Raw genomic sequence first — 24,785 nt, 5'->3', positions numbered from 1 at the left:
GCTAAGAAATAGGGACCTTTATTTTAATAGAAGTTCCTGTGTTTTCATTTGCTCTGGAAATAATAGAGAAAGTGCCTTTGAGTTTTTTAATTCGAACTCTAATTCGGTTTAAGCCAAAACCTTCAATTTCGTTAAGTTTTTCAGCATCAAAACCCTTTCCGTTATCATGGATTATAATGATTAACTGATTATGGTTTTCGTGTATTGAAATTTGGGCTTTTTTTGCTTCACTATGTTTTATAATGTTGTTGATTAGTTCCGAAACTATAAAGTAAAGTTTTGTTTCGAATTTCTCAGAATATCTGGTATCAGTCGAAACAGAATTTGAAAATTTAAATGTAATACTCGAATTAGAATTTCTTTCGCATAAATCTTCTAAGGCGTAAATTAAACCAAATCGCACCAAAAGGGTAGGAACAAGCTCATGAGACATATCACGAAGCAGATCGTGTGCCTGTTCTAAAATTGCTTTTGCTTTTTGAATTTCTTCTGATTGTATGTTGCTTTTGGCTGTAAAAACTTTCAAATGCAGTCCAGCTGAAGAAAGAAGGGAATTAATGTTATCGTGTAAAAAAGAAGCAATCTTTTTTTGTTCGGTTTCCTGACTGTCAATGCCTTCATTTATAACATTAAGCAGTATTTTTTGTTTGGTATCTTTTCGTTTGATTTTTTGTTTCAGTTTGTTGTTTTGATAGACAAAATAAAAAAGAAAACACAATATGATAATCAGGACGATAGAAAGACTTACTACTTTTTTGTTTCGAAGCTGTTCAATTTTGGCTGATTCTGAAACACTTGTTTTTTTTGAATTTTCGTAAGAAGCAGTACTTGATTTTTCAGAAGAAATTATATGCTGGCTAAACATCTTATTTTCGCTGGAAAACAGAAGAAAAACCAATATGAAAATTCGAATAATAAACATAAATGACTATTATGGTTAACTGTTTTTTTTTAACTGAATTAAGAAGCTATCAATTTGTTTTTCAGAGCATATTTTACCAGTCCGATAGTGTTTTTTATATGCAGTTTTTTCATAATATTTTTTCTATGTGTTTCAACCGTATTCACGCTTATAAAAAGTTGTTCGCTGATTTCTTTTCCGCTGTATTCCAAACAGATTAAAGTTATGATTTCAATTTCTCTCGGACTTAAAATCGGATTTTCGATATAAACATTCTTGTTTAATTTTGGATTATTTTGAGAAAATATACTGAATATTTTTTCTCTTACGGCATCGCTGTAATATTCCTGATCCTGATAAACTGCTTCTATCGCTTCGATGATGTTTTCTCCTGCACATTTTTTTGTTAAATAGCCTTTAGCACCTAATTTCATTACTTCTTTAATGATTTTTAAATCATCGTAGCTGGATAGGATAATTACTTTGCATGGAAAACCTTTTTGACTGAATTCTTTTAAAACTTCAATTCCGTCTTTTTCGGGCATGCTGATATCCAGAACCAGAATATCGGCCTGATCTTTAACTACATCATCATATACGGTATTACCATTCAATGAACTGCCTACAACCTCAAAATTTGAAACTGTCTGTAATAAATTGGAGAGCCCATCGATAAGTACCTGGTGGTCATCAGCAAGATGTATCCTTATTTTATTTGTCATAACTGCTTTTGGAACAAAAAGCAAAATTATGAAAAAAATATCTTACAAAACGTATTTTTGGTCTGATTTATTAGTTGTGCAATAATAAGTTACGGGCACAAAAAAACCCGAATATAAAATTCGGGTTCTCTTCGCACAAAAAAATTAAGTTTATAGGTTTATCTCAAACGGTCTACAGATTTTACAAGATCTTCGTCCTTTTTGATGGCCTTATTAGCTAAAACTAATAATACGATAGCAACAATTGGAAGAAACATCCCAATACCTTTCTCTGAAACAGCGTTAACCGTTTCTCCAGATAAATTTAGAGAGCGATATACAAATAATCCTAATAAAATTAAATTTAATATTATGTTCAGTCTGCCCATTACAAACTGATTTTGTCTTTTTTTGTATGAAATAATACTAACAATAGTAAGCATAGTGCTTAAACCTAAAATAACAGTGTAAAGCTGGTCTTGCATAAAATAAAAAGCCTTGCCTGTATTTAATGTCCAAAGCGGCATAAAAAACATTAAAACCCCTGTAACTACAAAGGTAAGAAGTAAATATACGGTTTGAATTCTTTGTATCATGATCTAAAATTGTTTTACAAAAATATATTTTCTTTTTTTAAAATACTATTGTATGATTAAATTTTATTCGTATTATTGCATCATAATACCGTAAGCACTTCATACTGCGGTCAATCGAAAAAAAAATATCTACCTATTCTTTTTACAGTATTTCCTTTAAAATAATTAAATTCATAGAACATTCATGTTTGATATTTCTGCATTAAAAGAAATGAAGCTTTCTGAGCTTCAAGAAATAGCTAAGTTAGCTAAAACAATAAAGTTTAATGGCGTTAAAAAAGATACTCTGATCACTCAGATATTAGCGCATCAGGAGGCGGCCTCAGCACCGCCCGCAGAAACTGTTGCAGAAAAGGATGCAAATATTGATAAGCCGAAAAGAGCCCGAATTGCTCCGGCTAAGAAAACAGCCGGTAAAAATGCTCCCGTTCTTGAATTTGATAAAACAGAGGAAGCTCCAAAGGAAATTGAAATACCTGCGGCTGTAGAAGAAAAACCAATAGTACAAGCTGAAGAACCAGCTGAAAATAAAACAGCAGAGAAAAAAGGACCGAAAATTGTGAAATTCAATAAGTCGGCTTATGAAAAAAAGGTTGCGCTGCAAAAAGAAAAAGAAGCTGCTAAAGAAGTAACTCCTGCAGAGGAAGTTATAGAAAATACCACAACAGCACCGACTGCTGAGAAGTCTGAAAATCCTGCTCCGGTTAAAAAGATTAATCCTAATCAGAATAAAAACCAAAATCCCAATCAGAATCCAAATCAAAACCAAAATGCAAACCCGAACCAAAACGGTAACGGTAACGGAAATGGTAATAACGGGAATCAAAACCAAAACCATAAAAACAAGAAGAATAATTTTAGGGATTCAGATTTTGAATTTGACGGAATTATTGAAAGTGAAGGTGTTCTTGAAATGATGCCTGATGGTTACGGATTTTTACGTTCTTCCGATTATAATTATTTAGCTTCTCCGGATGATATTTATTTATCGACTTCACAAATCAGATTATTTGGTTTAAAAACCGGAGATACTGTAAAAGGTGTGGTTCGTCCTCCAAAAGAAGGAGAGAAATTTTTCCCTCTTGTTCGAGTATTAAAAATTAACGGACACGATCCGCAGGTGGTTCGTGACAGAGTTTCTTTTGAGCACCTTACACCGGTTTTCCCTTCAGAAAAATTTAAATTAGCCGAAAAAGGCAGTTCTATATCAACCCGAATTATCGATTTGTTTTCTCCAATTGGAAAAGGGCAGCGTGGAATGATCGTTGCACAGCCAAAAACGGGTAAAACAATGCTTTTAAAAGACATTGCAAATGCAATTGCAGCAAATCACCCGGAAGTTTACTTAATTGTTCTTTTGATTGATGAGCGTCCTGAAGAGGTTACTGATATGCAGAGAAGTGTTCGCGGTGAGGTTATTGCGTCAACTTTTGACAGAGAACCACAAGAACACGTAAAAATTGCCAATATTGTTTTAGAAAAAGCAAAACGTTTGGTAGAATGCGGACACGATGTAGTGATTCTTTTAGATTCGATTACACGTTTAGCAAGAGCTTACAATACCGTACAGCCTGCATCTGGAAAAGTATTAAGTGGTGGTGTGGATGCAAATGCATTACAAAAACCAAAACGTTTCTTTGGAGCGGCGAGAAATGTAGAAAACGGTGGTTCGTTAAGTATTATCGCTACTGCATTAACTGAAACAGGTTCTAAAATGGACGAGGTGATCTTCGAAGAATTTAAAGGAACCGGTAACATGGAGCTTCAATTAGATCGTAAAATTGCAAACAAACGTATTTTCCCTGCAATCGATCTTACTTCGTCAAGTACACGTCGTGATGACTTATTATTAGACGAAAAAACATTACAAAGAATGTGGATCATGCGTAAATATCTATCGGATATGAACCCGGTAGAATCGATGGATTTTGTAAACGACCGTTTCAAGAAAACAAAAAACAACGAAGAGTTTTTGATCTCGATGAATGACTAAGGAAAGGTTCTGAGGAGCTAAGGCTCTAAGATACTTAGGTTTTCTTTTGGAATCTATAATATAAAAAAGGGATGAGTTTTAAAACTCATCCCTTTTTGCTTCTTTAAACTTAGAGCCTTAGCGACTTAGAACCTTAGCGACTTAGAACCTTAGCACCTATTTTTTATCAACTACCGGTCTATTTTCTCTGTTTGCTAAATCCCAGGCAAGTACAAAAGCAAGTTTAGTTCTTTTGGTTAAAGCATCGTATTCGATTTTTTCTGGAATATCGTCTTTTCCGTGGTAGTCTTCGTGAACTCCATTAAAGAAGAAAATTGACGGAATGCCATGTTTAGCGAAGTTATAATGGTCAGAACGCTCATAAAAATGATTTGGATCTTTAGGATCATTAAATTTAAAATCTAAGTCCATTTTGATATATTTCTCGTTTTGAGCCACAACTGCATTGTGTAAGTCCGATGATAATCTGTCGGCACCAATTACATAAACGTAATTGTTCGTATTAGCATGTTCCACATCACGACGGCCAATCATGTCGATGTTAATGTCTGTAATCGTATTGGCGATAGGAAACAAGGGATTTTCAGAATAAAAACGAGATCCGTGTAAGCCATGTTCTTCACCCGTTACGTGCAGGAATAAAATAGAACGTTTTGGACCATGACCTTGTTTTTTAGCTTTAGCAAATGCTTTAGCCATTTCAATAACAGCAACAGTTCCAGAACCATCATCATCGGCTCCATTATAAACCTCGCCGTTTTTAACTCCAACGTGATCATAATGTGCAGAAATAACCAAAATTTCATCTGGTTTTTCAGAACCTTCAATGTAAGCCCAGATGTTTTCAGAATCCGGTAAGTTTTCGTTTCGTCTGGCATTTAAAAAAGATGCCGGAATGTGCTGATAATAATCTGATGCACCTTTAGGGAATGATATACCGCTTTTTTTATATTGATCGATCATATAAAGACCCGCCTTTTTTTGTCCTGCAGATCCAGTTTCACGGCCTTCCATTTCATCTGAAGCGATTACATAAAGCATTTTTTTAAGATCTTTTTCAGAAATACGCTTTACATATTTTGTTGGATCTGAATTGTCTTTAGAAGCAACTGACTGCGCATTTTTACATGAAAACGCCGAGGCAATTAATAAAAGAACTACAATTTTTTTCATTTTGTATTAGTGTAAATTGATGAATGTATATAAAATATAAAACGTGAGTAAAAATAGAATAAAAAAGAAGTTTATAAAGAATAATACCACGCTTTTAACAAATGACACAATTCTGCTTTCTCCATAAAAACGATGATGCGCCGGATAAAAATAATAACTCATCCAGAGCACTCCGGCAAAAGTTATAATATCTGAGATAACACTAAGCGGACCAAGAAGTCCAAATATTTTTTCTATGATAAATAAAATGAGAAATATGAGCAGTAAAAATGAAAAATAATGCAGCGTAAAAATCCCATGATCAAAATAATACCATTTCTTTTTATCATGAAACAGCCATAAGAAAAAGGCGAAAAACGGCATTATAATAAAAAGAATCTTTGGTATGTTATGTACAAACGATTCTATAAATTTTTCAATAATTTGTTTTTTAGTGTTGTTTTCTGTCACGTGGACAACTTTTTCATAAAGCCAGTATTGAAAATCTGAAAGCTTTTCTTTTTCTTTTCCATATTTTTGAATGGAATCGATTTCTTTCATTGTTTTCAACTTAAAATAGGACTTGTCTATTGTTTTTGACTTAAAATAGGATTTATCCTTGTAGCTAAGATCTTTTGTTTTTACTTTTTCGAGACTAGACGAAATTTCTTTTTCGCTCTTGGTAAGCTGATCGGTTACTTTATTAGGAAATAAAGCAATCAATAAAAAAGTAATAAAACTGATAAAAATATAAAGACGAACAGGAGCAAGGTACGACAAACGTCTTCCTGAAAGATATTCTTTGGTTAAAGTGGCTGGTTTAAAAAGAAGATTTTTTATTGTTTTCCAGAATGCATTTTCATAATGGGTCAAATCTTCAAAAAAATGAATAAATAAATGATGAAAAGTTTTTCGGCTGTCTGTGTTTTCCTGCCCGCAATTTGGACAAAATTTTTGCTCAACAACATGCCTGCAGTTTAAGCAGGTTTTGTCTTCTCTAATCGGACTGTGTGACATTGGTTATTTTAGTTGGTTTGATTTTGGTTAATTTTTACAGCTTATACTGCGGTTTTTTTCCCGCAGATTATACGGGTTGTACATTCTATTTCTTCAAAACTTCGTTCAGGAAAAGCTGTAAATGCTCAAAAGATCTTTTTGCAGCAACAGCATTATAAGCAGCACCTTTAGAATTGTCGTTTCCTGCTTCAGGATTTGTAAAAGAATGCACAGAATTTGCATAATAGATCATTTGCCAGTCGGCTTTAGCATCACGCATTTCCTGCTGGAATGATGCAATTTCCTCTTTTGGAACAAACGGATCATCAGCTCCATGGCATATTAAAACTTTGGTCGTAATTGGCTCTGTTTTTCTTGCGGCATCTTTGCCTAAACCGCCATGAAATGAAGCAACTCCTTTTAGATTTAAATGACCACGTGCTGCTTCAAGAACTCCCGTTCCTCCAAAACAGTAGCCAATAGCCACAATATTATCTTTATTAGCACCTAATTTTACTAATTCATGTAATGCAATATCAATTCTTTTTTGATAAGCTTCAAAATTTGTTTTGTAATAACCAGCTTGCTTTCCTGCTTCACCAGTGTTTTTTGGATAATTTCCTTCTCCATAAATATCAGCGATAAAGACGTTGTAACCTAGTTTAGCTAAATCTTCGGCAATACCTTTTGAGGCATTGTCAATTCCTAACCAGGCAGGCAGAAGCAAAATCCCTGGATTATTAGCGCTTTTTTTAGCCGATTTTATAAATAAGCCATTAAGTGTCTGGCTTCCTTCAGTATATTTTATGGGTTTCAGTTGTGCGTTCATAGTAGTTGAAAACAGTATTGCAGCGAAAATAAATAGGATTGGATTTTTCATTTTTTTACAATTTTTAACAAATATCTGAAATAAAATGTTACAAAAAAACCTCGAAAGCTATTTCTTTCGAGGTTTATATTCTTAAAAATGGATTGAAAATGAATATTACTTACAGAGATACATTTCTCTTAAATGCACAGCCCAATTCTACCATCGAATCGGTTTTTGCTATTCCGGGAATGTTATCTATTTTTTCGTATAATATTTTACGCATGTGTTCATGGTTTCTTGCCGTAATTTTTAAGTAAAGCGTAAAGGAACCAGTTACAAAATAACATTCTGTAATTTCGGGAATTTCTTTTAAAGCTTCGATAATTCTTTCAGAATCAGAATCTTTATTTAGTGTAATTCCGGTAAAAGATGCCCAGTCATAACCAATTTGTTTTTCGTTCAAAATAGGTTTAATACCCGTAATTACGCCTTGCTCAAATAAACGGTTTATACGCTGATGAACCATTGTATTCGAAATTTTTAAGTTAGAGGCGATTGTCGAAAAGGCAATTCGACCATCTTTCTCTAATTCCTTGATGATTTTTATGTCAAATTCATCTAAAATATCCATACCGTTATTTTTAATTTTTGTAAAGATAAAAATAAGTCTTAGTTCGATTTAAACGCTTTGTTTTAAAATGACTTAAATTTAGGTAAAAATAAGTTATTTTTTACTTTGTATTGTTGTTTTGGAGTTAAATGTATTTATTTTTGGTTGTTAAATAAATAATTTTTATATTTTTGTTCCTGTAAAAAGAAAATTATCATGGCAAACAATCAAGAAATACTTTCATCAAAATCAGAAATTTTAATAGAAAAAGAGAATAAATACGGAGCTCATAACTATCACCCGCTTCCTGTGGTGTTAGAAAAAGGAGAAGGTGTTTATGTATGGGATGTTGACGGAAAAAAATATTATGATTTTTTATCTGCTTACTCTGCAGTAAATCAAGGGCACTGCCATCCGAAAATTGTAAAAGCAATGATCGATCAGGCTCAAACCCTAACGCTTACTTCTCGTGCTTTTTACAATGACAAATTAGGAAATTACGAAGAATATGTAACAAAGTATTTTGGTTTTGATAAAGTACTGCCAATGAATACGGGAGCTGAAGCTGTTGAAACAGCACTTAAAGTCTGCAGAAAATGGGCTTATGAAGTAAAAGGTATTCCTGAAAATCAGGCGCAGGTTATCGTGTGCGAAAACAACTTTCATGGAAGAACAACAACTATCATTTCATTTTCAAATGATGAAACGGCACGTAAAAACTTTGGCCCGTTTACAGACGGATTTATAAAAATTGAATATGATAATCTTGAAGCTCTTGAAAAAGCTTTAGAATCATCAAAAAACATAGCGGGATTTTTAGTAGAACCAATTCAGGGTGAAGCTGGAGTTTATGTTCCGTCAGAAGGATATTTAGCAAAAGCAAAAGCATTATGCGAAAAACATAATGTTTTATTTATTGCCGATGAAGTTCAAACCGGAATTGCCCGTACCGGAAAATTATTAGCCGTTCACCATGAAAACGTACAACCTGATATTTTAATTTTAGGAAAAGCGATTTCGGGAGGTGTTTATCCTGTTTCTGCCGTTTTAGCTAATAACGAAATTATGAATGTTATTAAACCGGGACAGCACGGATCTACTTTTGGAGGAAACCCTGTAGCGGCTGCCGTTGCAATTGCAGCGCTGGAAGTGGTTAAAGAAGAAAAACTTGCTGAAAATGCAGAAAGTTTAGGAATCATTTTAAGAAAGGGATTAAATGAAATTGCAGAAAGAAATGATCTTATAACGCTGGTTCGCGGAAAAGGCTTACTTAATGCTATTGTAATTAACAGCGGTGAAGATTCTGATCTGGCCTGGGAAATCTGTTTAAAATTTAGAGATAACGGATTATTAGCAAAACCAACTCACGGAAACAAAATTAGATTTGCACCGCCATTGGTAATGACAGAAGAGCAGATTAAAGAATGTCTTGAGATTATTGAGAAATCTTTAACTGATTTTAGAAAATAATATTTCATCTTAAAAGGTTTAAAAGACAGTTGTGATACTTAAGTTTTCACGGCTGTTTTTGTTTTTTTATGCAATTGAAATTATATAATGAAGCGGCTTTAATTATATAAATTTTAAATCGCGAAGGTGAGTAGTTTTGAATGACTTTAAAAACAAGGCTGAAAATTTTCTTTAACCTTATAAAAATAACTTCAGATGGCTTACGCAAATAATGATTTAACCCGCTTTTTAGATGCACAAAACAAACTTTATCTTACTGCTTATTCAGAATTAAAAAAAGGAAAAAAAGAAACACACTGGATGTGGTTTATTTTTCCGCAGTTAAAAGGTTTAGGAAAAAGCACCATTGCTAACTATTATGCTCTTGCTGATCTTAAGGAAGCAGAAGATTTCCTAAATCATCCTATTTTAGCAAAACATCTGATTGAAATTTGTAAGGTTTTATTAGAGTATAAAGCAAAATCTATTGAGGCGATTCTTGGAGAATTAAATGCAAGAAAACTGCGCTCTTCTATGACTCTTTTTTCTCAGATTGAAAATGCTGATCCTGTATTTCAGGAAATATTAGATGTATTTTTCCTTGGATATTCAGATCCGCTTACTTTGTCAAGAATAGAAAATTTAGAAATTGCTTTGGCATCTTAATTTTACTTTTTTGCTTATTATATATTAAAAAAAGCGATTGTTGTACAACAATCGCTTTCAGGGTTATAATTACTTAAAATATCAAAAAAAGTAATTATTTCTTAGAGAATAAATTCTCTCATTATTTTTAGAATCTTACTTTTTTAAGTTCCCAAATGGTTTTAATAAAAGTATCAACATCTTCTGTTGTATTATAAAATGCCAATGAAGGACGAACCGTTGTTTCAACGCCCATTCTTCGCAAAATAGGCTGTGCACAATGATGGCCGGTTCTTACCGCGACGCCTTCCTTGTTTAAAGCCTGGCCAACCTGATCGTTTGAATATCCTTGTAAATTAAAAGACAATACACTGGCTTTATCTTTGGCAGTTCCTATCAATCGTACGCCCGGAATTTCCTTGAGCAGTCTTGTAGCATATTCTAATAGATAATGCTCGTACTGTCCAATGGCTTCAATTCCAAGTTTGGTAACATAATCGATAGCGGCACCAAGGCCAATTGCATCGGCAATATTTCCGGTTCCGGCTTCAAAACGATTGGGAGCTTTGTGGTATTTTATTTCCTCAAAAGTAACATCCTGAATCATGTTGCCGCCAGATTGATAGGGCTGGGTATCATTCAATAAATCTTCTTTTCCGTATAAAGCTCCAATTCCGGTTGGTCCAAATAATTTATGACCCGAAAATACCAGCCAATCCGGATTTAAATCCTGAACATCCACTTTCATGTGCGAAACTGATTGTGCACCGTCGATTAAAACTTTTGCTCCTGCAGCATGTGCCATTTCAACAATTTTTTTGGCAGGAGTTACTGTTCCCAACGCATTGGAAACTTGTGTAAAAGCAACCAAACGTGTTTTTGAATTGAGCAGCTTTGCATATTCATCAAGCAGAATTTGACCGTCGTCATCAACAGGAATTACTCTTAGTTTCAGCCCTTTTTTATCTGCTAATCTTTTCCACGGAACAATATTGGCATGATGCTCGAGATTACTTACAATAATTTCGTCGCTTGAATTTAAATTCTGTTCGCCCCAGCTGGAAGCGACCAGATTTATTCCTTCTGTGGCTCCTCTCACAAAAACAATTTCATTTACAGAACCGGCATTCAAAAAAACTTTTACTTTTTCTCGTGCAGCTTCATAAGCATCTGAAGCACGAGCAGCAAGTTCGTGTGCTGCACGATGAATATTTGAATTTTCGTGTTCGTAGAAATACGCAATTCTATCAATTACGGATTGAGGTTTCTGTGTTGTTGCTGCATTATCAAACCAAACTAAAGGTTTTCCGTTTACCGTTTCTCTCAGAATAGGAAAATCTTTTTTGACTAATGCCGCGTCAAAATGATGTCCTTTAAAAAGACTTATTTCTTTATGGTCAAAAGAGTTACCAACTATTATATCTGTACTTCTTTTATCAAACGCAAAAGGATTTTGATCTAAGAAATAATAGGAAGCGGCTGTCTCATTTCCGTTTAACGGAAAATCTTCTCGTTTTCTAAATTGTGTATCAACAAATTTCAAAGCCGTTTGTAATTCAATTTCAAACGAAGAATTTTCGGTTTGAAATGGCAGATATTGATTGTTCAATAACAATGATGAAAAAGCAGTTTCTTCATTCAGCTGGGCGGGATTTCCGTTTTTTAAATTCACATCATAAAACCCGGTATGAGGATTATCGATATTTAAATTGTGGTTTTCCTGAACACCTGAGGAAGTATTTTTGCTTTGCGGATCAAACCCTGCTCCGGCATTTGGGTATAAAACTGAAACTCCTGTGTTTCCATAATTTAATACAGAAGGAGAAGCCCCAAATCCACTAAATGCAGGCGGAGCCGGCTGTATATTCGACGGACTTATCGCGGGAATCTGACCAAACTGATCAGTATTTCCGGCGTGTAATATCGTTTCTGCAATTTTTGTGGCTCGCGGATGTTCGGCTTTATCCGGACTTAATGATATTTCTTTTGGAAATTCATTAGGCAGGGCTTTAAACAATTCGTTTGCGAGATTTTGCAGCTCGTCGATGTTGGGCAGACCGTTATTATAAGTATTTGTACTCATGATACTTTCCTATTTCTACATCCTCCAGAACCGCAATAGCATCATCTACCAAGATTGCCAAAGAGCAATAAAGTGAAACTAAATAGGATGCAATGGCTTTTTCATTAATTCCCATAAAACGTACAGATAATCCAGGAGATTGTTCGCCTTGTAATCCAGGCTGAATTAAACCAATAACGCCCTGACGACTTTCACCTGTTCTTAAAAGAATGATTTTTGATTTTCCTTTTACGATTGGTAATTTGTCAGATGGAATTAGTGGAATACCTCTCCATGTTAAAAATTGAGAACCAAACAGAGAAGTTGTTGGCGGCGGAACACCACGACGGGTACATTCGCGTCCGAAAGCAGCAATTGCCAGCGGATGCAGTAAAAAGAATCCGGGTTCTTTCCAGACTTTTGTCAGCAATTCGTCTAAATCGTCTGGCGTTGGTGCACCGGTTCTTGTTTTTATAATTTGAGATGGCGCAACGTTGCTTAGTAATCCGTAATCTTTGTTATTGATTAATTCGCTTTCCTGACGTTCTTTGATGGTTTCAATAGCCAAACGAAGCTGTTCTGAAATTTGGTTGTATGGTTTGCTGTATAAATCAGAAACACGAGTGTGAACATCAACAATGGTTTGAACTGCAGCCAGATTGTATTCTCTTGGATTATCGATATAATCAACAAAAGTGTTAGGTAGAACCCTTTCATCACGGGCTGAACAATCAACTTCGATATGATTTGCATTTTTTACTTTGTTCAGGCGAAATACACCCGATTCTACAGGAACCCAATGCAAAAGATGTGTTAACCAGCGTGGAGTAATAGTTCCAATTTGAGGAACTGTACGAGTTGCAATTGCTAATTGTCTTGCTGCAACATCGCCTAATGCGGTCTGTTGTTTTTGTAAATCTGCCATAGTTTTATAGTTTTTGGTTAATTTTTTGATTAAAAAATTAATAGATTTATGTATTAAAATTATATGTTTTTATTTAATTATAAACATTTGATTTATAATTTGTTAAGAAAAAAATCCGAATAGTTCTTCTACCGAAAGATAACGCTCTCCTGTATCATAATTAAAAGTTAGTATTACGGCATCTTCGGGTATATTTTTTATTTTTTTTGAAACCGCTGCCAGTGCCGCTCCGGTCGAAACACCTCCAAAAATGCCTTCTTCTTTTGTTAGTTTTTTGGCAAAATTAAAAGCATCATTTTTTTCGATGGTTATAATTTCATCTATATAATCCCGATTAAAAACTTCCGGAATAAACCCCGCACCAATTCCCTGCAATGGGTGAGGAGCAGGAACGCCGCCACTTAAAACAGGCGAAAGTGCAGGCTCAACTGCAATAGTTTTTAGATTTGGAAAATGCTGTTTTAAAACTTTGGAAACTCCGGTAATATGTCCGCCTGTTCCAACGCCTGTAATTAAGTAATCAATTCCGTTTGGGAAATCGGCCAGGATTTCCTGTGCTGTTGTTCTTTCGTGAACTTCGACATTGGCCGGATTTGTAAATTGAGAAGGCAGGAAAGCATTTTTAATTGTCGATGCCAGTTCTTTGGCTTTTTCAACCGCTCCCGAAGTTCCTTTTTCTCGCGGTGTAAGAACATATTCAGCACCATAGGCTTCTATGATTTTTCGGCGTTCTACGCTCATCGATTCCGGCATTACAATAATTACCTTGTAACCTTTTACAGCTGCAACCAACGAAAGTCCAATTCCGGTATTTCCGGATGTGGGTTCAATGATAATTGAATCTGGATTTAGAAGTCCTTTTTTCTCGGCATCTTCAATCATGGCCAATGCAATTCGGTCTTTGATACTCGATCCCGGATTCGATTTTTCTAATTTAATCCATACCTCGTGTGTGGTAAAAAGCTTGTTCAGCCTAATATGGGGCGTATTCCCAATTGTTTCTAAAATGTTCTGATATTTCATGTTTTTGATATTTTTAAACTTCAATTTATTGAGAATAATTTTTAACACATACTTTTTAGTTGTTTCCAGAACTTTGTCAAAGTTTCAAACTTTGACAAAGTTTAAAAGACGGTATTAGGTGTTAAAAATTTAAACTCAATTTTTTAAATAGAATATAAAATGGGTTCAGGAAAAGGATTATTATCCTTAATCTTCATCTCATTTTTGTGGTAAACAACTGAATTGGACGGCACAGAATACGTCAGCCATACATTTCCTCCAATAATAGAATCCCTGCCTATCGTTGTTTGGCCCCCTAGAATAGTGCTGTTGGCGTAAATAATAACATTGTCTTCAATTGTGGGATGTCTTTTTATAAAGGCTTCCTCTTTTTTTACACTTAAAGCACCCAGCGTAACACCTTGGTATATTTGAACATTATTGCCAATAACAGCTGTTTCGCCAATAACAATTCCGGTGCCGTGATCTATGGCAAAATCGCTCCCAATTCTGGCACCCGGATGAATTTCTATGCTGGTTTTAATATGCGCATATTCTGAAATTGTTCGGGCTAATAATTTTAAATCCTGCTTCCAAAGCTGATGAGAAAATCGATAAACGGCAATAGCGAAAAAACCTGGATACGAGTATAATACCTCTTCTAAGGATTTGGCTGCAGGATCTTTTGTCAATATGGTTAAAGAATCGTTGAGCGCCTCTTTATGCAAACCCGGAATAGAGTCGAAAAAGATTGCGGTTTGATCCTGGTTTTGGTCTTTTTTTGATGAAAAATCCAAAACCAATTCCTCAAACTGTTTTTTCAACTGATTGAATTTGTATTTTATGGTAGCTTCTGATTCGTATGATTTTGATGTGTTTGAAAATAAAATGATGAAGAGATCATCTATAAACTGATGAATTAGTTTTTTCTCAGGAAGTATCAATAATTCCTGATGCTGCTTTGCAATTTCCTGATAAAATGAATTCATAATTGATGATCTTTTGGTTAGAAAATAGTTTTATTTTTTCAACGCGGCTCCGCCTGGCATTGTCTCTGGTTTTAGTTTGAATTTGCTGTATTCTACAACTCCGGTCTTGTCAGCCCATTCAAAATAAGAAGCCGAAAGTTTGTTTACGATAGCCGGATTTTGCTGTGCCACATTGGTTGTTTCACCTCGATCTGTTTCAAGATTGTAAAGTTCCCACTCGTAAGAAGGATAAATAGAAACCAATTTCCATTTTCCGTCGCGAACAGCTCTGTTGCCTGCTCTTTCCCAAAATAATGGTGCGCCTCTGTCGACCTGTGAAACATTATTAAATAAAACAGGCAGCAAACTTTTTCCAACCAAAGCGTTTGTCGTCACACCATTATATTCTTTTGGGTATTCAATTCCTGCCAATTCATAAAAAGTAGGAGCAAGGTCAATAATATGTCCGGTTCCTTTATCAATTCGGCCAGCCTTAATTTTTGATGGAAACCAAGCGATAAAAGGCGAACTAAAACCACCTTCGTGCATATTATTTTTATATTGCTGTAAAGGTGTGTTTGATAAATAAGCCCAGTTTTGTTCCTGATAATCAAATGATCCCGAGGTTCCAACTGGTCCTTCATTTCTTACCAGGCCTCTTCCAAGGGGATTATAAGTATTAAATCCGCCCTGAGCACCATTATCTGAAATGAAAATGATCAGCGTATTTTTATCTTTTTTCAAAGCTTTTAGTTTGTCTAAAACTTTTCCAACATTCTGGTCCATATTGTCGACCATAGCGGCGTAAACTTCCATTTTGGCTTTCCAAAATTGTTTTTCGTCATAAGTCAGTTTATTCCATTCGGGAACTTCCGGATCTCTTGAGGCTATGGTTTGGTCGGCCGGTAAAATTCCGTTTTCTTTTAATTTTTGGATTCTCTTTTCTCTTAAAACATCCCAGCCTTCATCAAATTTTCCTCGATATTTGGCAATATCAACAGGTTTTGCCTGTAATGGCCAATGCGGTGCTGTAAAAGCCAGATACAAAAAGAAAGGTTTATTCTCTTTGTTTTGTTCGTCTAAGAAAGTCACGGCATTGTTTCCAATTTCATCTGTAAAGTAATACGAATCGTCTTTAGGATGAAGTTCTTCATTATTACGAATTAGTTTTACCGGATAAGGTGTTTTCCCAAAAGGAAGCGGCTTGGTGTCAAAATAATTGGAAGCTCCTTTTAAGATTCCGTAAAATTTATCAAAACCTCTTTGGTTGGGCCATTGTGCCTGATCTTCAGAACCTACATGCCATTTCCCGGATAATAGTGTGCTGTAACCCCCAGAGCGGAAAACTTCTCCGAGTGTTAAGGATTCTTTATTTAAATAACCCTGATAAGCAGGTAAACCCAAGTTTACGTCAAAGAAACCAACTCCTGCTTTGTGCTGGTACTGACCGGTTAGGAGTGAAGCTCGTGTTGGCGCACAAATCGAGTTATTATAGAATTCGCGTAAACGCAAACCTTCTGAGGCTAGTTTATCTAAGTTGGGTGTTTTAATTTCCGATCCATAATTTCCTAAATCTGAATAACCCATATCATCAACCAAAATCAAAATAATATTTGGTTTTGATGGTGCCTGAGCATTCGACTCGTGAGAAGTGAAAGCCCCGGTTAAGAGAATGGAAAACAGAATTTGTGTAATTTTTGTATTCATTGTAATGTGTTTTTTGTTTTTGTAAATGATAAATGTTCTTTAAATCAGGTCATTTCTGTTGCCGCAGAAATGACCTTTGGTAATCAAAAAGAATGTTAGTTTGTCGTCTCCATTTCATTTTTGATTTATTCTTATAGCATGATACTTTCTGAAGCAGAAGCATCAAATTGATATTTCAGTAAAATTTGGGAATTATTTCGGTTCGGTTTAGATTTTTCGATTTTTGATACAAACCGAATTATTACGAACAGGTAAACAGAAATTAACAACAGCTGCACATATAACAAAAGGTGCTATAAGTGTATCTTTTAGGAAGAATGTAATGCGTGTTGTGCTCTGTTGTTTTCAAAATTGCAGCTCTTTATGATTTAAACTCTACTAATTCTATAGACAAAGTTATATTTAATATTGTAATATCCAAATTAATCTTTAGTTTTTTTGAAAAAAAGATGGAATATAAGTAGGTAAAGATAAAGTTTATATTTGTAACTATTTGATTTTAAATAGTTTGATTTTGTGTGAAAACATATATAATTGATGCCAAGTTGTAAAAATCGCGGTGAAAAAAAAATTAACCAAAAAGCAAAAAGGCAATAAGCAGCGTAACAATCACATTGAATAATTGTGCAATCAAAAAAGCGTATAATGGTTTTCGACTGTTATTACTGAGAAGATCCTTAAAATTGGTTTCTAAACCAATGCTTGTAAATGCTAATGCAAACCAAATTCCCTGCAGATTTTTTAAACTGTCTTTTACACCGTCTCTGGTTTCTGGTGTAATAAAAAAGGAGAATAGGAGTGAGGCTGCAATAAATCCGATTACAAATTTTGGAAAACGTTCCCAAATTACTTTTAAAGTTGGTTTTGATGCTGCGATTTCTGATGAGGTATTATGCGAATATGTCCAGTAAACCGAAATAGCAAAAGCGGCTAATCCTAGTAAAACATTTTGAGAGAATTTGACAATAGTGCTGATTTTTAAAGCGGTTTCTCCCACTAAAGTTCCTGAAGCTGCAACGGCTCCAGAGGTATCAATACTGCCGCCGAGCCAGGCGCCGGTTACTTCTTCTGGGAAATTGAAATATTTTGCAATTATCGGCATGAAAATCATCATGGGGATTGCGGTTACCAAAACAATCGAAATGACATAAGAAAGCTTTTTCGAATCTCCTTTTATAGCGCCGGAAGTAGCAATTGCAGCCGAAACACCACAAATAGAAACCGCACTCGAAATCATCATGGTTAGTTCATCGTCGACTTTTAATTTTCGGCAGAGCCAAAAAGCAAAATACCAAACCGATAAAACGACAACCAAAGCCTGAATTAATCCCAATGAACCTGCTTTTAAAATATCAGAGAAAATAACGCCGGTTCCTAGTAAAACCAATCCGATTTTTACAAAAACTTCTGTAGAAAGTGCGGAACGGAACCATTCCGGAAGTTTAAAGAAATTCCCAATTGCTAAACCAATAATGAGACTAAAAATAACGGCTTCTAAATTGATAGATTTTACAGCCGAATTCCCTGCCAGAATAAGTGCAGTTAAAGTGAAAAGATACACTATAGGGAAAGTTAACAGAAAATATTTTACTGATTTTCCAATTAAAAAGGCGCCAAGCGTTCCAATGGAAATCAAATATATAAATTGAATGAAAATAGTTTTGAGGTTTGCAGAATCGAATACTTTTGTTTTTAAATCACCAATATTAGACCAGCTGAAAACAGGCACTTCCGGAAGGAAAACAAAAAGAGAAATTCCGATTATTATAAAGCCCAGAATTACGACAGTCCAGTCTTCGTGAATGGTAAATTGTTTTGAGGTAGCTGACATTGTATGTTTATTTCCTGCAGGTTTTCTAAACTTTGCAGGTTTGATTATCTAATCGTTTTGTTGATACTACCTGCAAGGTTTAGAAAACCTTGCAGGATATGAGTTTGTATGTCGTTAGAATTATAAATCGACAAAGTATTTTTGTTTGCCAAAGTCAAACTCATAATAAGTCAGATTAGGCCATAAAGGTTTAACGAGACCCTTTTCCCAATTTTGTAAAAGAGCATGTAATTCTTTTACTTTTTCAGGATTTTTTGAGGCCAGATCAATAGTTTCAGCTTTATCTTTTGCCAGATTGTAAAGCCATTCCTGATGTGTTTTTCCACTTATAATTAATTTCCAGTCACCGCTTCGTACTGCTTTTGCATCTCCGGAACGCCAAAACAAGTCTTTATGTGCTTGTTTATTGTTATTCACAACATCAATTAAATTAACGCCGTCATAAACGCGGTCTTTTGGTAATCCGGAATGGGTTACAGCTGCAATCGTACTGAAAATATCCAGGGAACTTACAGGGGTTTTATAAACAGTATTCGGTTTGATTTTTCCTTTCCACGAAAGTGCAAACGGAACATTGATACCGCCTTCAAAATGAGAAAATTTTCCGCCTTTTAAAGGAGCATTTGTGGTAGCAAAAGTATAATCGGCACCACCATTGTCACTGGCAAAAAAGATCAGGGTGTTTTCTTCCAGACCTTCTTTTTTAACTTTGGTCCTGATTCTTCCAATAGCATCGTCTAGTGCGCTGATCATGGCAAAATAGACTCTTTTGTTTTCGTCTTTTACATTTGGGAAACGGTCGTAATATTTTTTACGAACCTGAAATGGCGTATGAGGTGCATTAAACGGAACATAAAGTAAAAATGGTTTGTTTTTATTTTTATCAATAAAAGCTTCAGCTTCATCGGCAAATGTTTCAGTTAGATATTTTTTATCTTTTATGATGGTAGTATCACGACGAATTTGTCCAGTACCTACACGGCCGTTGCCCCAGATCGTTTTATCGGTAAAATCCTTATGATGATGATTGATGATATCCGGATTATCGTCTTCGGGTGTATAAAGCGAAAAGGCCTGGTAAAATCCGTAATGATAATCAAAACCTCGGTCTAAAGGAAAAAATCCTTTGTTATGACCCAAATGCCATTTTCCTATAATGGCTGTACTGTAACCTTGCTTTTTAGCCAAATCAGCAAAAGTTATTTCAGACTGAGGTAAACCCTGCGTAGCGATTGAAGCTTCATTTGGATATTCAATTTTGTCATTTAAACGCCAGTTATTGGTATTGATTAAATATTTAAAAGCATAATATTCTAAGTTGTTTTTTGGATATCGATCGCCCGGCTGATATTCATGTCCAAAACGTTCCTGATAGCGTCCGGTTAATAATCCGGCCCGGGAAGGGGAACAAATAGAAGACGATGCATAGCCTTCTGTAAAAGTAACGCCCGATGCGGCTAGCGAATCGATTTGAGGTGTAGGTGTTGATTTTCCTCCGTATAGTGAAATATCATATTTGCCTAAATCATCAGCAAGAAGAATGATAATATTGGGCTTTTTTTCTGAAGGTTTGGAAGTATCTTTCTGAGACAAAAATGCTGCTTTTCCTTCGGCTAATTTTTGATCTGCTTTAATTAATGTTCCATCGGTATTGATGGGCCAGAATAAAAATGCTGCCAGAATAAGGAGCACGATTAAAATTGATATTACAATTTTGATTATTTTTTTATAGGCTGCCATAGGGTTAGTTTTTTTTAAATAAAGAACTTTGACAAAGTTTTGAGGTATATTTTTTTGGATGAAGATTGCTTGTTATCTAACAGCCAAAGCCACATCAACCTCTTTTTTCAAATTTTCAAAACCTTCTTTTTTGAAAACTATTTTCCCGTTTTGATATAAAATTAAAGTTGGGAAAACTTTGATTGTTTTTAGATCAGCGATTACTTGTGTATTGTCTTCTAAATCAATTTCTACGATTTTTAAATTATTGCCGTACTGTGCTTTGATGGTTTCTAAAACCGGTTTTACTTTTTTGCAGGCGCCACAATAAACAGATCCAATATCGACTAAAATATCTTTGTTTTCAGCGATAATTTTGTTGTATTCAGCAAGGGTTAATTTACTTTTCGAATTCGAATAAAAAGGTTTTCCACTTCCTATCCAATTAGCAATGCCGCCTTCTAAACTATAGGCTTCTTTAAAACCATTTTTTAGTAACTCATCTGCTAACCATACGCTTCTTCCGGCTCCAATAGAGTAAGTAAATACGGGTTTTGTTTTGTCTAATTTTGCAATTTGTTCTGCATAGTTTTTCGATTCCAAATTGAAATTAACTGCTCCGTTAATATGGTTTAAGGCAAATTCTTCAGGACCTCGGGCATCAATTATCTGCGGCTTTTTTTCAGCTTGAATTTTACTGTAAAAAACATCCAGCGAAACGGTATTTGAACTTTTATTTTGCGAAAATCCTATGGCTGATGCAATCAGTAGGAATGCCGTGATGCTATTTTTGAAATTTAAGTTTTTCATAATTTTAAATTTATGGGGTTACAATATTCCAATACGGATTTGCTGGTTCAAAGACACTTGCGAGTTCTTTAAATTTAAACGGATCTCCTTCGAAACTTACACCATCAGAAAATAAAAGTGTTTTGGCATTTTCCGGTGTGGTCAATAATTCTACAAATTTGGTTTTTGGGATCGTTAAGGTAAATTCGGCTTTATCGTTTATACGGGTTTGACTTTGGTGTAACACGCCATTTTTAAGATAAACCAGAATGTTTTTATTCAATTCCGGAAAAATGAAACGTAAAGCCACTTCTTTTCCGGCTGCTTTATTTCCGTCAACCGTAACCGACAGATAATCGAAAATAGCTTCAGGAGTTAAGGCAGATAAAAATCCGGTCGCCCGATTAACGGGATTTTTAGGGACAATTACGCCTTCGCGGAGTTCTTTTGCACCGGCTAAATACAAATCTCTCCAAATTCCAGATTCACTTTGATAGGCAATTTGTTCAAAAGCATCGGCTTGTAAATTTTTTGCCGCGGTATTTTCAGGATTAGCAAAAATGATGTGTTTTAAAACTTCGGCTACCCAGCGGTATTCGCCTTTTTGGTAGCTTTCGTTTGCTTTTTTCAACGCTGTTTCTTCTCCGCCAAACCATTCTACATATTTCTTCGCAGCTTCAACTTGAGGCAGTTTATCATATTCTGCAGGATTTCCGTCCCACCATCCCAGATAGAACTGGTAAGTTGCTTTTGCATTGTGTTTCACTGTTCCGTAAAAGTCACGATTGTACCATTCTTTGGCTAATTCAGGAGGTAATTTTATTTCTTCGGCAATTTCATCTTTGTTTAGACCTTTGTTGGCTAAATGAACCGTTTGATCGTGTACGTATTTGTATAAATCTCTTTGTTTTTCTAAGAATGTAATACCTTTATCATGTCCATAAACGGGCCAGGTGTGTGAGGGAACAATAAATTCGGTTTTTGCTCCAAATAAATCTATTGCTTCGTCCAGATATCCTGCCCAGGCTTTTGCATCTCTGGTTTTGGCACCGCGGGGCGTTAATACATTATGATAGGTATGACTGGCAATTTCGGCAGAAAAGAAAACTTTTTTAGAAGGAGCAAAGAGCGTTAATTCGGCAGGAGCTTCAGAATTCGGTGTAAGCTGAAAAACCAATTCAAGTCCGTCAATATTTAAAGTTTGTCCTGTTTTTTCAATTTCGAAATTCGGCTGTAAAAGCGAAGATCTTCCTCCGCCTAAGAATGGTTTTCCTAAACCAACATCAACCTGACCTGTTGAATTTCTTTCCAGATTTAATCCGAATTGATATCCGGCTCTTCTGCGCATTACATTTCCTAAAAGCACATTTTCGCTTACGGCTTCTTCATAAAAACCTTTTGGCGTAATGAATTTTACTTTTCCGGATTTAATATCTTCTGCAGAAACCAAACCCTGTAGTCCGCCGTAATGATCGCCATGACTGTGTGTTACAATTACCGCCAGAATAGGTTTATCTGCTACGTGTTTTTTTGACAAATTCATACGCTTTTGCAGAAGCTTCTTCGATCGTTAGGGCATCGATAACAACGTAACCGTTTTTAGTTTCTATAAAAGAAATATTGGCAGCATCGAAAGAACGAACCTGATAGACGCCATCGGTAATTTTAAACAATCCGTTGATGTTATTTAATTGCGCCTGACGCCATAACGCCGGATTTACAGTTGCCGGAGCTTTCCCTTTTATAAAATCAAAATCGGTCAGATTCACGGCAATGTTTCCGGATTTGGAAAGGATTTTTCCATCGGGTAAAGTGGCTATAAATCCTTTCTTTGCATCCGTAAAATCGGCAGTATCTTCAAAGTTTAATTTTGAATATACTGCCTCATTTGATTTTTGAGTAAAACTTGTTGCCTGTTTTGGCGCCTGAGCATTTGCAGCTATGGCAAAACCAAAAAGCAAAGCACTTATTTTATTTTTCTTCATGATTTATTTAAGATTAAACCTGCTCTAAAACCGGAGTTGGTTCTGCAGATTCTACTACATTTTCTACTGGTTTGGCTTTCAGAGGAAATGACAATACACCATCGGCAAGAGAACTTCCCTCTTTTTTAGATTTAAATATGGGCCATAAAAATTGGGCGTACCATTCTTCTTGTTTGTATGATTTTGTTCCGTAGGATTCCGGAAATTTACGAGTGATTAGCCCGGTTCCAAAGATGACATCCCAGATAAAAAACATGTTTCCGAAGTTTCCTTTAAAATGCCCAACACCGTCTCCGCTTGTATCTGCGTGGTGCGCGTGGTGCGTTGCAGGAGTAGAAATTAATCTTTCTAAAACCCATGCAATTGGATGTAAAACTTTGTATTTGTAAAAAGGTTTATCCCAGGCAATACTCGAATGTGCCCCTAAAGTGATAAAGCTTTTAATGACTAATACAAATAAAGCCGGTAATCCTAAGCCTAAATAAGTTAGAGTTGCCGTTAGATAAATTTGAGAAAAGAAAACCGTATAAATAAAGTTTTGTCTTGAAGCCATTGCCATTCCCATATAAGGAGCCGAGTGATGTGTTCTGTGAAAACGCCATAAAAACGGAACCTGATGGTGTAATCTGTGGTACCAGTATTGTGTTAAATCATCGGCAATCGCAATCAGGAAGAAACCTCCCCAAAACGGAACCCATGATAATGAATTGGCCAAATTTGGAAGTAAGTATGGTAAAGCGGTTAAGCTGAAAAAAGCAATTACAGGAGGTAAAAGCAATTTTGGTGCTAAGAAACAAACAATATCTATCTTGCGTTCTTCGCCTGTCCATTCGTCATCGTACAAACCTGCAGTAAATTCGATAACTCCCAAAACCAGCATAAAAACAGTTAATCCCCAGGTACGGATGTTTTCGAATACCGGTTTTGCAAATTCTAAAAAGGATGGTAATGTAAGGTGCGACTCGCTTACAACTCCATTTGTTAATTTAAAATACAGAAAAATTGCCACTACAGGCAGACTGTATATTAAAAGACTAATACTTAAATCTCTTGTTAGTTTTTCTTTTTGAACTATTGCCATGATCTCTTATTTTAAAAATTGATTAATTAATGCTAAACCTCCGGCTAATATTACCAGCGGAACTAAAAATACAATTGCCCCTACGACAATTTTTTTTCCTATAATTTCATAATCTACTCGTTTCATGTTATTGAATTTAAATAGTTTAAGGTAAAAATAAATAATTTAACTGCTAATTCTATGGATGTAGTAGAGTTTTATTGTTTAATTTTTTCCTAATTTGTTAGAATCTTAAATGTTACTTCACTTTTTGGATGGCTGGAAGCGTTTCAACCGTTAGATTTTCTCTTAATTTTTCAGATGGCAGATACAAACGAATGATTAAACTCGTTTTTTGAACATTTGTAACAGGAAGCCAGTTTTCTTTCTTTTCTGTACCCGAAAGATTGATTTTATAAGAAGTACTGTCGGCTTCGTATTTTACATCTTCAAGATTGTAGCTGTACTTATTGATAGGGTTTTTAATTAAAAAACCGTTTTCGTCATACGCGGTGATGCTCCAGTATTTTGCGTCTAGTTTTTTTCCGCTAATTACATAATCGGATTTTGGGTCTAATGGATTTCCTTCAATGTCTGTGCTGGTGCTTAAATAAATAACCTCCTTTTTAGTCAAAGCATAAGGCCCATAGACTGCTACTTGTGCGATTGTCAGTAAATCGGCGGTGTTGAGGTCTTTATCTTTATCAACCGTCTGCCAATTGCCTATAATACGCTGTGAATCACTTTTTCCTGATTTGATATTGTAAATACCAATACCGCTTCCTAAAATTACAGCCAAAAGGACTAATCCTAATCCAATTGCTATTTTCTTTATTTTTTGATTTAAAGCCATTTTGATTTGATTTTAAAGTTTTACATCTTC

At 35.1% G+C, this 24,785-nt stretch carries 22 protein-coding genes; 3 read left to right on the top strand and 19 right to left on the bottom strand.

Annotation, left to right across the window (positions count from 1 at the left end; translation table 11 throughout):
* Position 1: 1 nt before the first annotated feature.
* The 3 genes from BKM63_RS22660 to BKM63_RS22650 all read right to left on the bottom strand — a co-directional run bounded on the left by BKM63_RS22660 (position 2) and on the right by BKM63_RS22650 (position 2,198).
* Positions 2 to 865: a sensor histidine kinase gene (locus BKM63_RS22660; protein ID WP_242661217.1), complete on the bottom strand. Its 864-nt coding sequence runs from the start codon at positions 863 to 865 to the stop codon at positions 2 to 4.
* Positions 866 to 960: 95 nt separating this feature from the next.
* Positions 961 to 1,623, bottom strand: coding sequence for a response regulator (locus BKM63_RS22655; protein ID WP_071638990.1), 663 nt, complete (start codon positions 1,621 to 1,623; stop codon positions 961 to 963).
* A gap of 158 nt (positions 1,624 to 1,781) precedes the next feature.
* Positions 1,782 to 2,198 (bottom strand): DUF4293 domain-containing protein, encoded by a 417-nt coding sequence (locus BKM63_RS22650; RefSeq protein WP_071638848.1) that lies wholly within the window; start codon positions 2,196 to 2,198, stop codon positions 1,782 to 1,784.
* 184 nt (positions 2,199 to 2,382) lie between these two features.
* Between BKM63_RS22650 and rho the strand changes: the two genes are divergently transcribed.
* Positions 2,383 to 4,191: a transcription termination factor Rho gene (gene rho, locus BKM63_RS22645; RefSeq protein ID WP_071638847.1), complete on the top strand. Its 1,809-nt coding sequence runs from the start codon at positions 2,383 to 2,385 to the stop codon at positions 4,189 to 4,191.
* Positions 4,192 to 4,347: 156 nt separating this feature from the next.
* Here the strand turns inward: rho and BKM63_RS22640 are convergent, their stop codons facing one another.
* The 4 genes from BKM63_RS22640 to BKM63_RS22625 all read right to left on the bottom strand — a co-directional run bounded on the left by BKM63_RS22640 (position 4,348) and on the right by BKM63_RS22625 (position 7,781).
* A complete protein-coding gene (locus BKM63_RS22640) occupies positions 4,348 to 5,364 on the bottom strand; it encodes a M28 family peptidase (RefSeq protein ID WP_071638846.1) in 1,017 nt (338 codons plus the stop codon).
* 6 nt (positions 5,365 to 5,370) lie between these two features.
* Positions 5,371 to 6,360 (bottom strand): DUF3667 domain-containing protein, encoded by a 990-nt coding sequence (locus tag BKM63_RS22635; RefSeq protein ID WP_071638845.1) that lies wholly within the window; start codon positions 6,358 to 6,360, stop codon positions 5,371 to 5,373.
* Between the two features lie 85 nt (positions 6,361 to 6,445).
* Positions 6,446 to 7,219: a dienelactone hydrolase family protein gene (locus tag BKM63_RS22630; RefSeq protein ID WP_071638844.1), complete on the bottom strand. Its 774-nt coding sequence runs from the start codon at positions 7,217 to 7,219 to the stop codon at positions 6,446 to 6,448.
* A 109-nt stretch (positions 7,220 to 7,328) separates the two neighbouring features.
* Positions 7,329 to 7,781: an Lrp/AsnC family transcriptional regulator gene (locus BKM63_RS22625; protein ID WP_071638843.1), complete on the bottom strand. Its 453-nt coding sequence runs from the start codon at positions 7,779 to 7,781 to the stop codon at positions 7,329 to 7,331.
* 195 nt (positions 7,782 to 7,976) lie between these two features.
* On the opposite strand from BKM63_RS22625, the gene rocD reads away from it, so the two are divergent.
* Positions 7,977 to 9,230, top strand: a complete 1,254-nt coding sequence (gene rocD, locus BKM63_RS22620) for an ornithine--oxo-acid transaminase (RefSeq protein WP_071638842.1) — start codon at positions 7,977 to 7,979, stop codon at positions 9,228 to 9,230.
* A gap of 195 nt (positions 9,231 to 9,425) precedes the next feature.
* Positions 9,426 to 9,875: a DUF1810 domain-containing protein gene (locus BKM63_RS22615; protein WP_071638841.1), complete on the top strand. Its 450-nt coding sequence runs from the start codon at positions 9,426 to 9,428 to the stop codon at positions 9,873 to 9,875.
* Positions 9,876 to 10,002: 127 nt separating this feature from the next.
* On the opposite strand, the gene BKM63_RS22610 is transcribed toward BKM63_RS22615, so the two are convergent.
* The 12 genes from BKM63_RS22610 to BKM63_RS22560 form a co-directional block, all read right to left on the bottom strand.
* Positions 10,003 to 11,937: a family 2A encapsulin nanocompartment cargo protein cysteine desulfurase gene (locus BKM63_RS22610; RefSeq protein ID WP_071638840.1), complete on the bottom strand. Its 1,935-nt coding sequence runs from the start codon at positions 11,935 to 11,937 to the stop codon at positions 10,003 to 10,005.
* Positions 11,918 to 12,841: a family 2A encapsulin nanocompartment shell protein gene (locus tag BKM63_RS22605; RefSeq protein WP_071638839.1), complete on the bottom strand. Its 924-nt coding sequence runs from the start codon at positions 12,839 to 12,841 to the stop codon at positions 11,918 to 11,920. The genes BKM63_RS22610 and BKM63_RS22605 overlap by 20 nt, the downstream gene beginning before the upstream one ends.
* Before the next feature lie 102 nt (positions 12,842 to 12,943).
* Positions 12,944 to 13,864, bottom strand: a complete 921-nt coding sequence (gene cysK / locus BKM63_RS22600) for a cysteine synthase A (RefSeq protein ID WP_071638838.1) — start codon at positions 13,862 to 13,864, stop codon at positions 12,944 to 12,946.
* Between the two features lie 143 nt (positions 13,865 to 14,007).
* The gene (epsC, locus tag BKM63_RS22595; RefSeq protein WP_071638837.1) at positions 14,008 to 14,832 is read right to left on the bottom strand and encodes a serine O-acetyltransferase EpsC; all 825 of its coding nucleotides are present in this window, start codon (positions 14,830 to 14,832) and stop codon (positions 14,008 to 14,010) included.
* A gap of 30 nt (positions 14,833 to 14,862) precedes the next feature.
* Positions 14,863 to 16,518 (bottom strand): arylsulfatase, encoded by a 1,656-nt coding sequence (locus BKM63_RS22590; RefSeq protein WP_071638836.1) that lies wholly within the window; start codon positions 16,516 to 16,518, stop codon positions 14,863 to 14,865.
* 571 nt (positions 16,519 to 17,089) lie between these two features.
* Positions 17,090 to 18,349, bottom strand: coding sequence for a YeiH family protein (locus BKM63_RS22585; RefSeq protein WP_071638835.1), 1,260 nt, complete (start codon positions 18,347 to 18,349; stop codon positions 17,090 to 17,092).
* Positions 18,350 to 18,469: 120 nt separating this feature from the next.
* Positions 18,470 to 20,089 carry a sulfatase-like hydrolase/transferase gene (locus tag BKM63_RS22580; RefSeq protein WP_071638834.1) on the bottom strand — a complete coding sequence of 540 codons (1,620 nt, stop codon included), beginning with the start codon at positions 20,087 to 20,089 and terminating at the stop codon, positions 18,470 to 18,472.
* Positions 20,090 to 20,161: 72 nt separating this feature from the next.
* Positions 20,162 to 20,878 (bottom strand): thioredoxin domain-containing protein, encoded by a 717-nt coding sequence (locus BKM63_RS22575; RefSeq protein ID WP_071638833.1) that lies wholly within the window; start codon positions 20,876 to 20,878, stop codon positions 20,162 to 20,164.
* 10 nt (positions 20,879 to 20,888) lie between these two features.
* Positions 20,889 to 22,400 carry an alkyl/aryl-sulfatase gene (locus BKM63_RS22570; protein ID WP_083572319.1) on the bottom strand — a complete coding sequence of 504 codons (1,512 nt, stop codon included), beginning with the start codon at positions 22,398 to 22,400 and terminating at the stop codon, positions 20,889 to 20,891.
* Positions 22,369 to 22,842 carry a hypothetical protein gene (locus BKM63_RS23485; RefSeq protein WP_083572318.1) on the bottom strand — a complete coding sequence of 158 codons (474 nt, stop codon included), beginning with the start codon at positions 22,840 to 22,842 and terminating at the stop codon, positions 22,369 to 22,371. Before BKM63_RS23485 ends, BKM63_RS22570 begins: the two co-directional genes overlap by 32 nt.
* A 13-nt stretch (positions 22,843 to 22,855) precedes the next feature.
* The gene (locus tag BKM63_RS22565; RefSeq protein ID WP_071638832.1) at positions 22,856 to 23,923 is read right to left on the bottom strand and encodes a sterol desaturase family protein; all 1,068 of its coding nucleotides are present in this window, start codon (positions 23,921 to 23,923) and stop codon (positions 22,856 to 22,858) included.
* A 238-nt stretch (positions 23,924 to 24,161) separates the two neighbouring features.
* Entirely contained in the window at positions 24,162 to 24,755 is a 594-nt protein-coding gene (locus BKM63_RS22560; protein WP_071638831.1) for a DUF1214 domain-containing protein, read from the bottom strand.
* Positions 24,756 to 24,785 lie beyond the last annotated feature (30 nt).

The organism is Flavobacterium johnsoniae (assembly GCF_001879205.1).
Taxonomy (GTDB): Bacteria; Bacteroidota; Bacteroidia; order Flavobacteriales; family Flavobacteriaceae; genus Flavobacterium; species Flavobacterium johnsoniae_A.
Note: the sequence above shows the minus strand (reverse complement) of the source record. Positions and strands in the feature narration are given on the sequence as shown.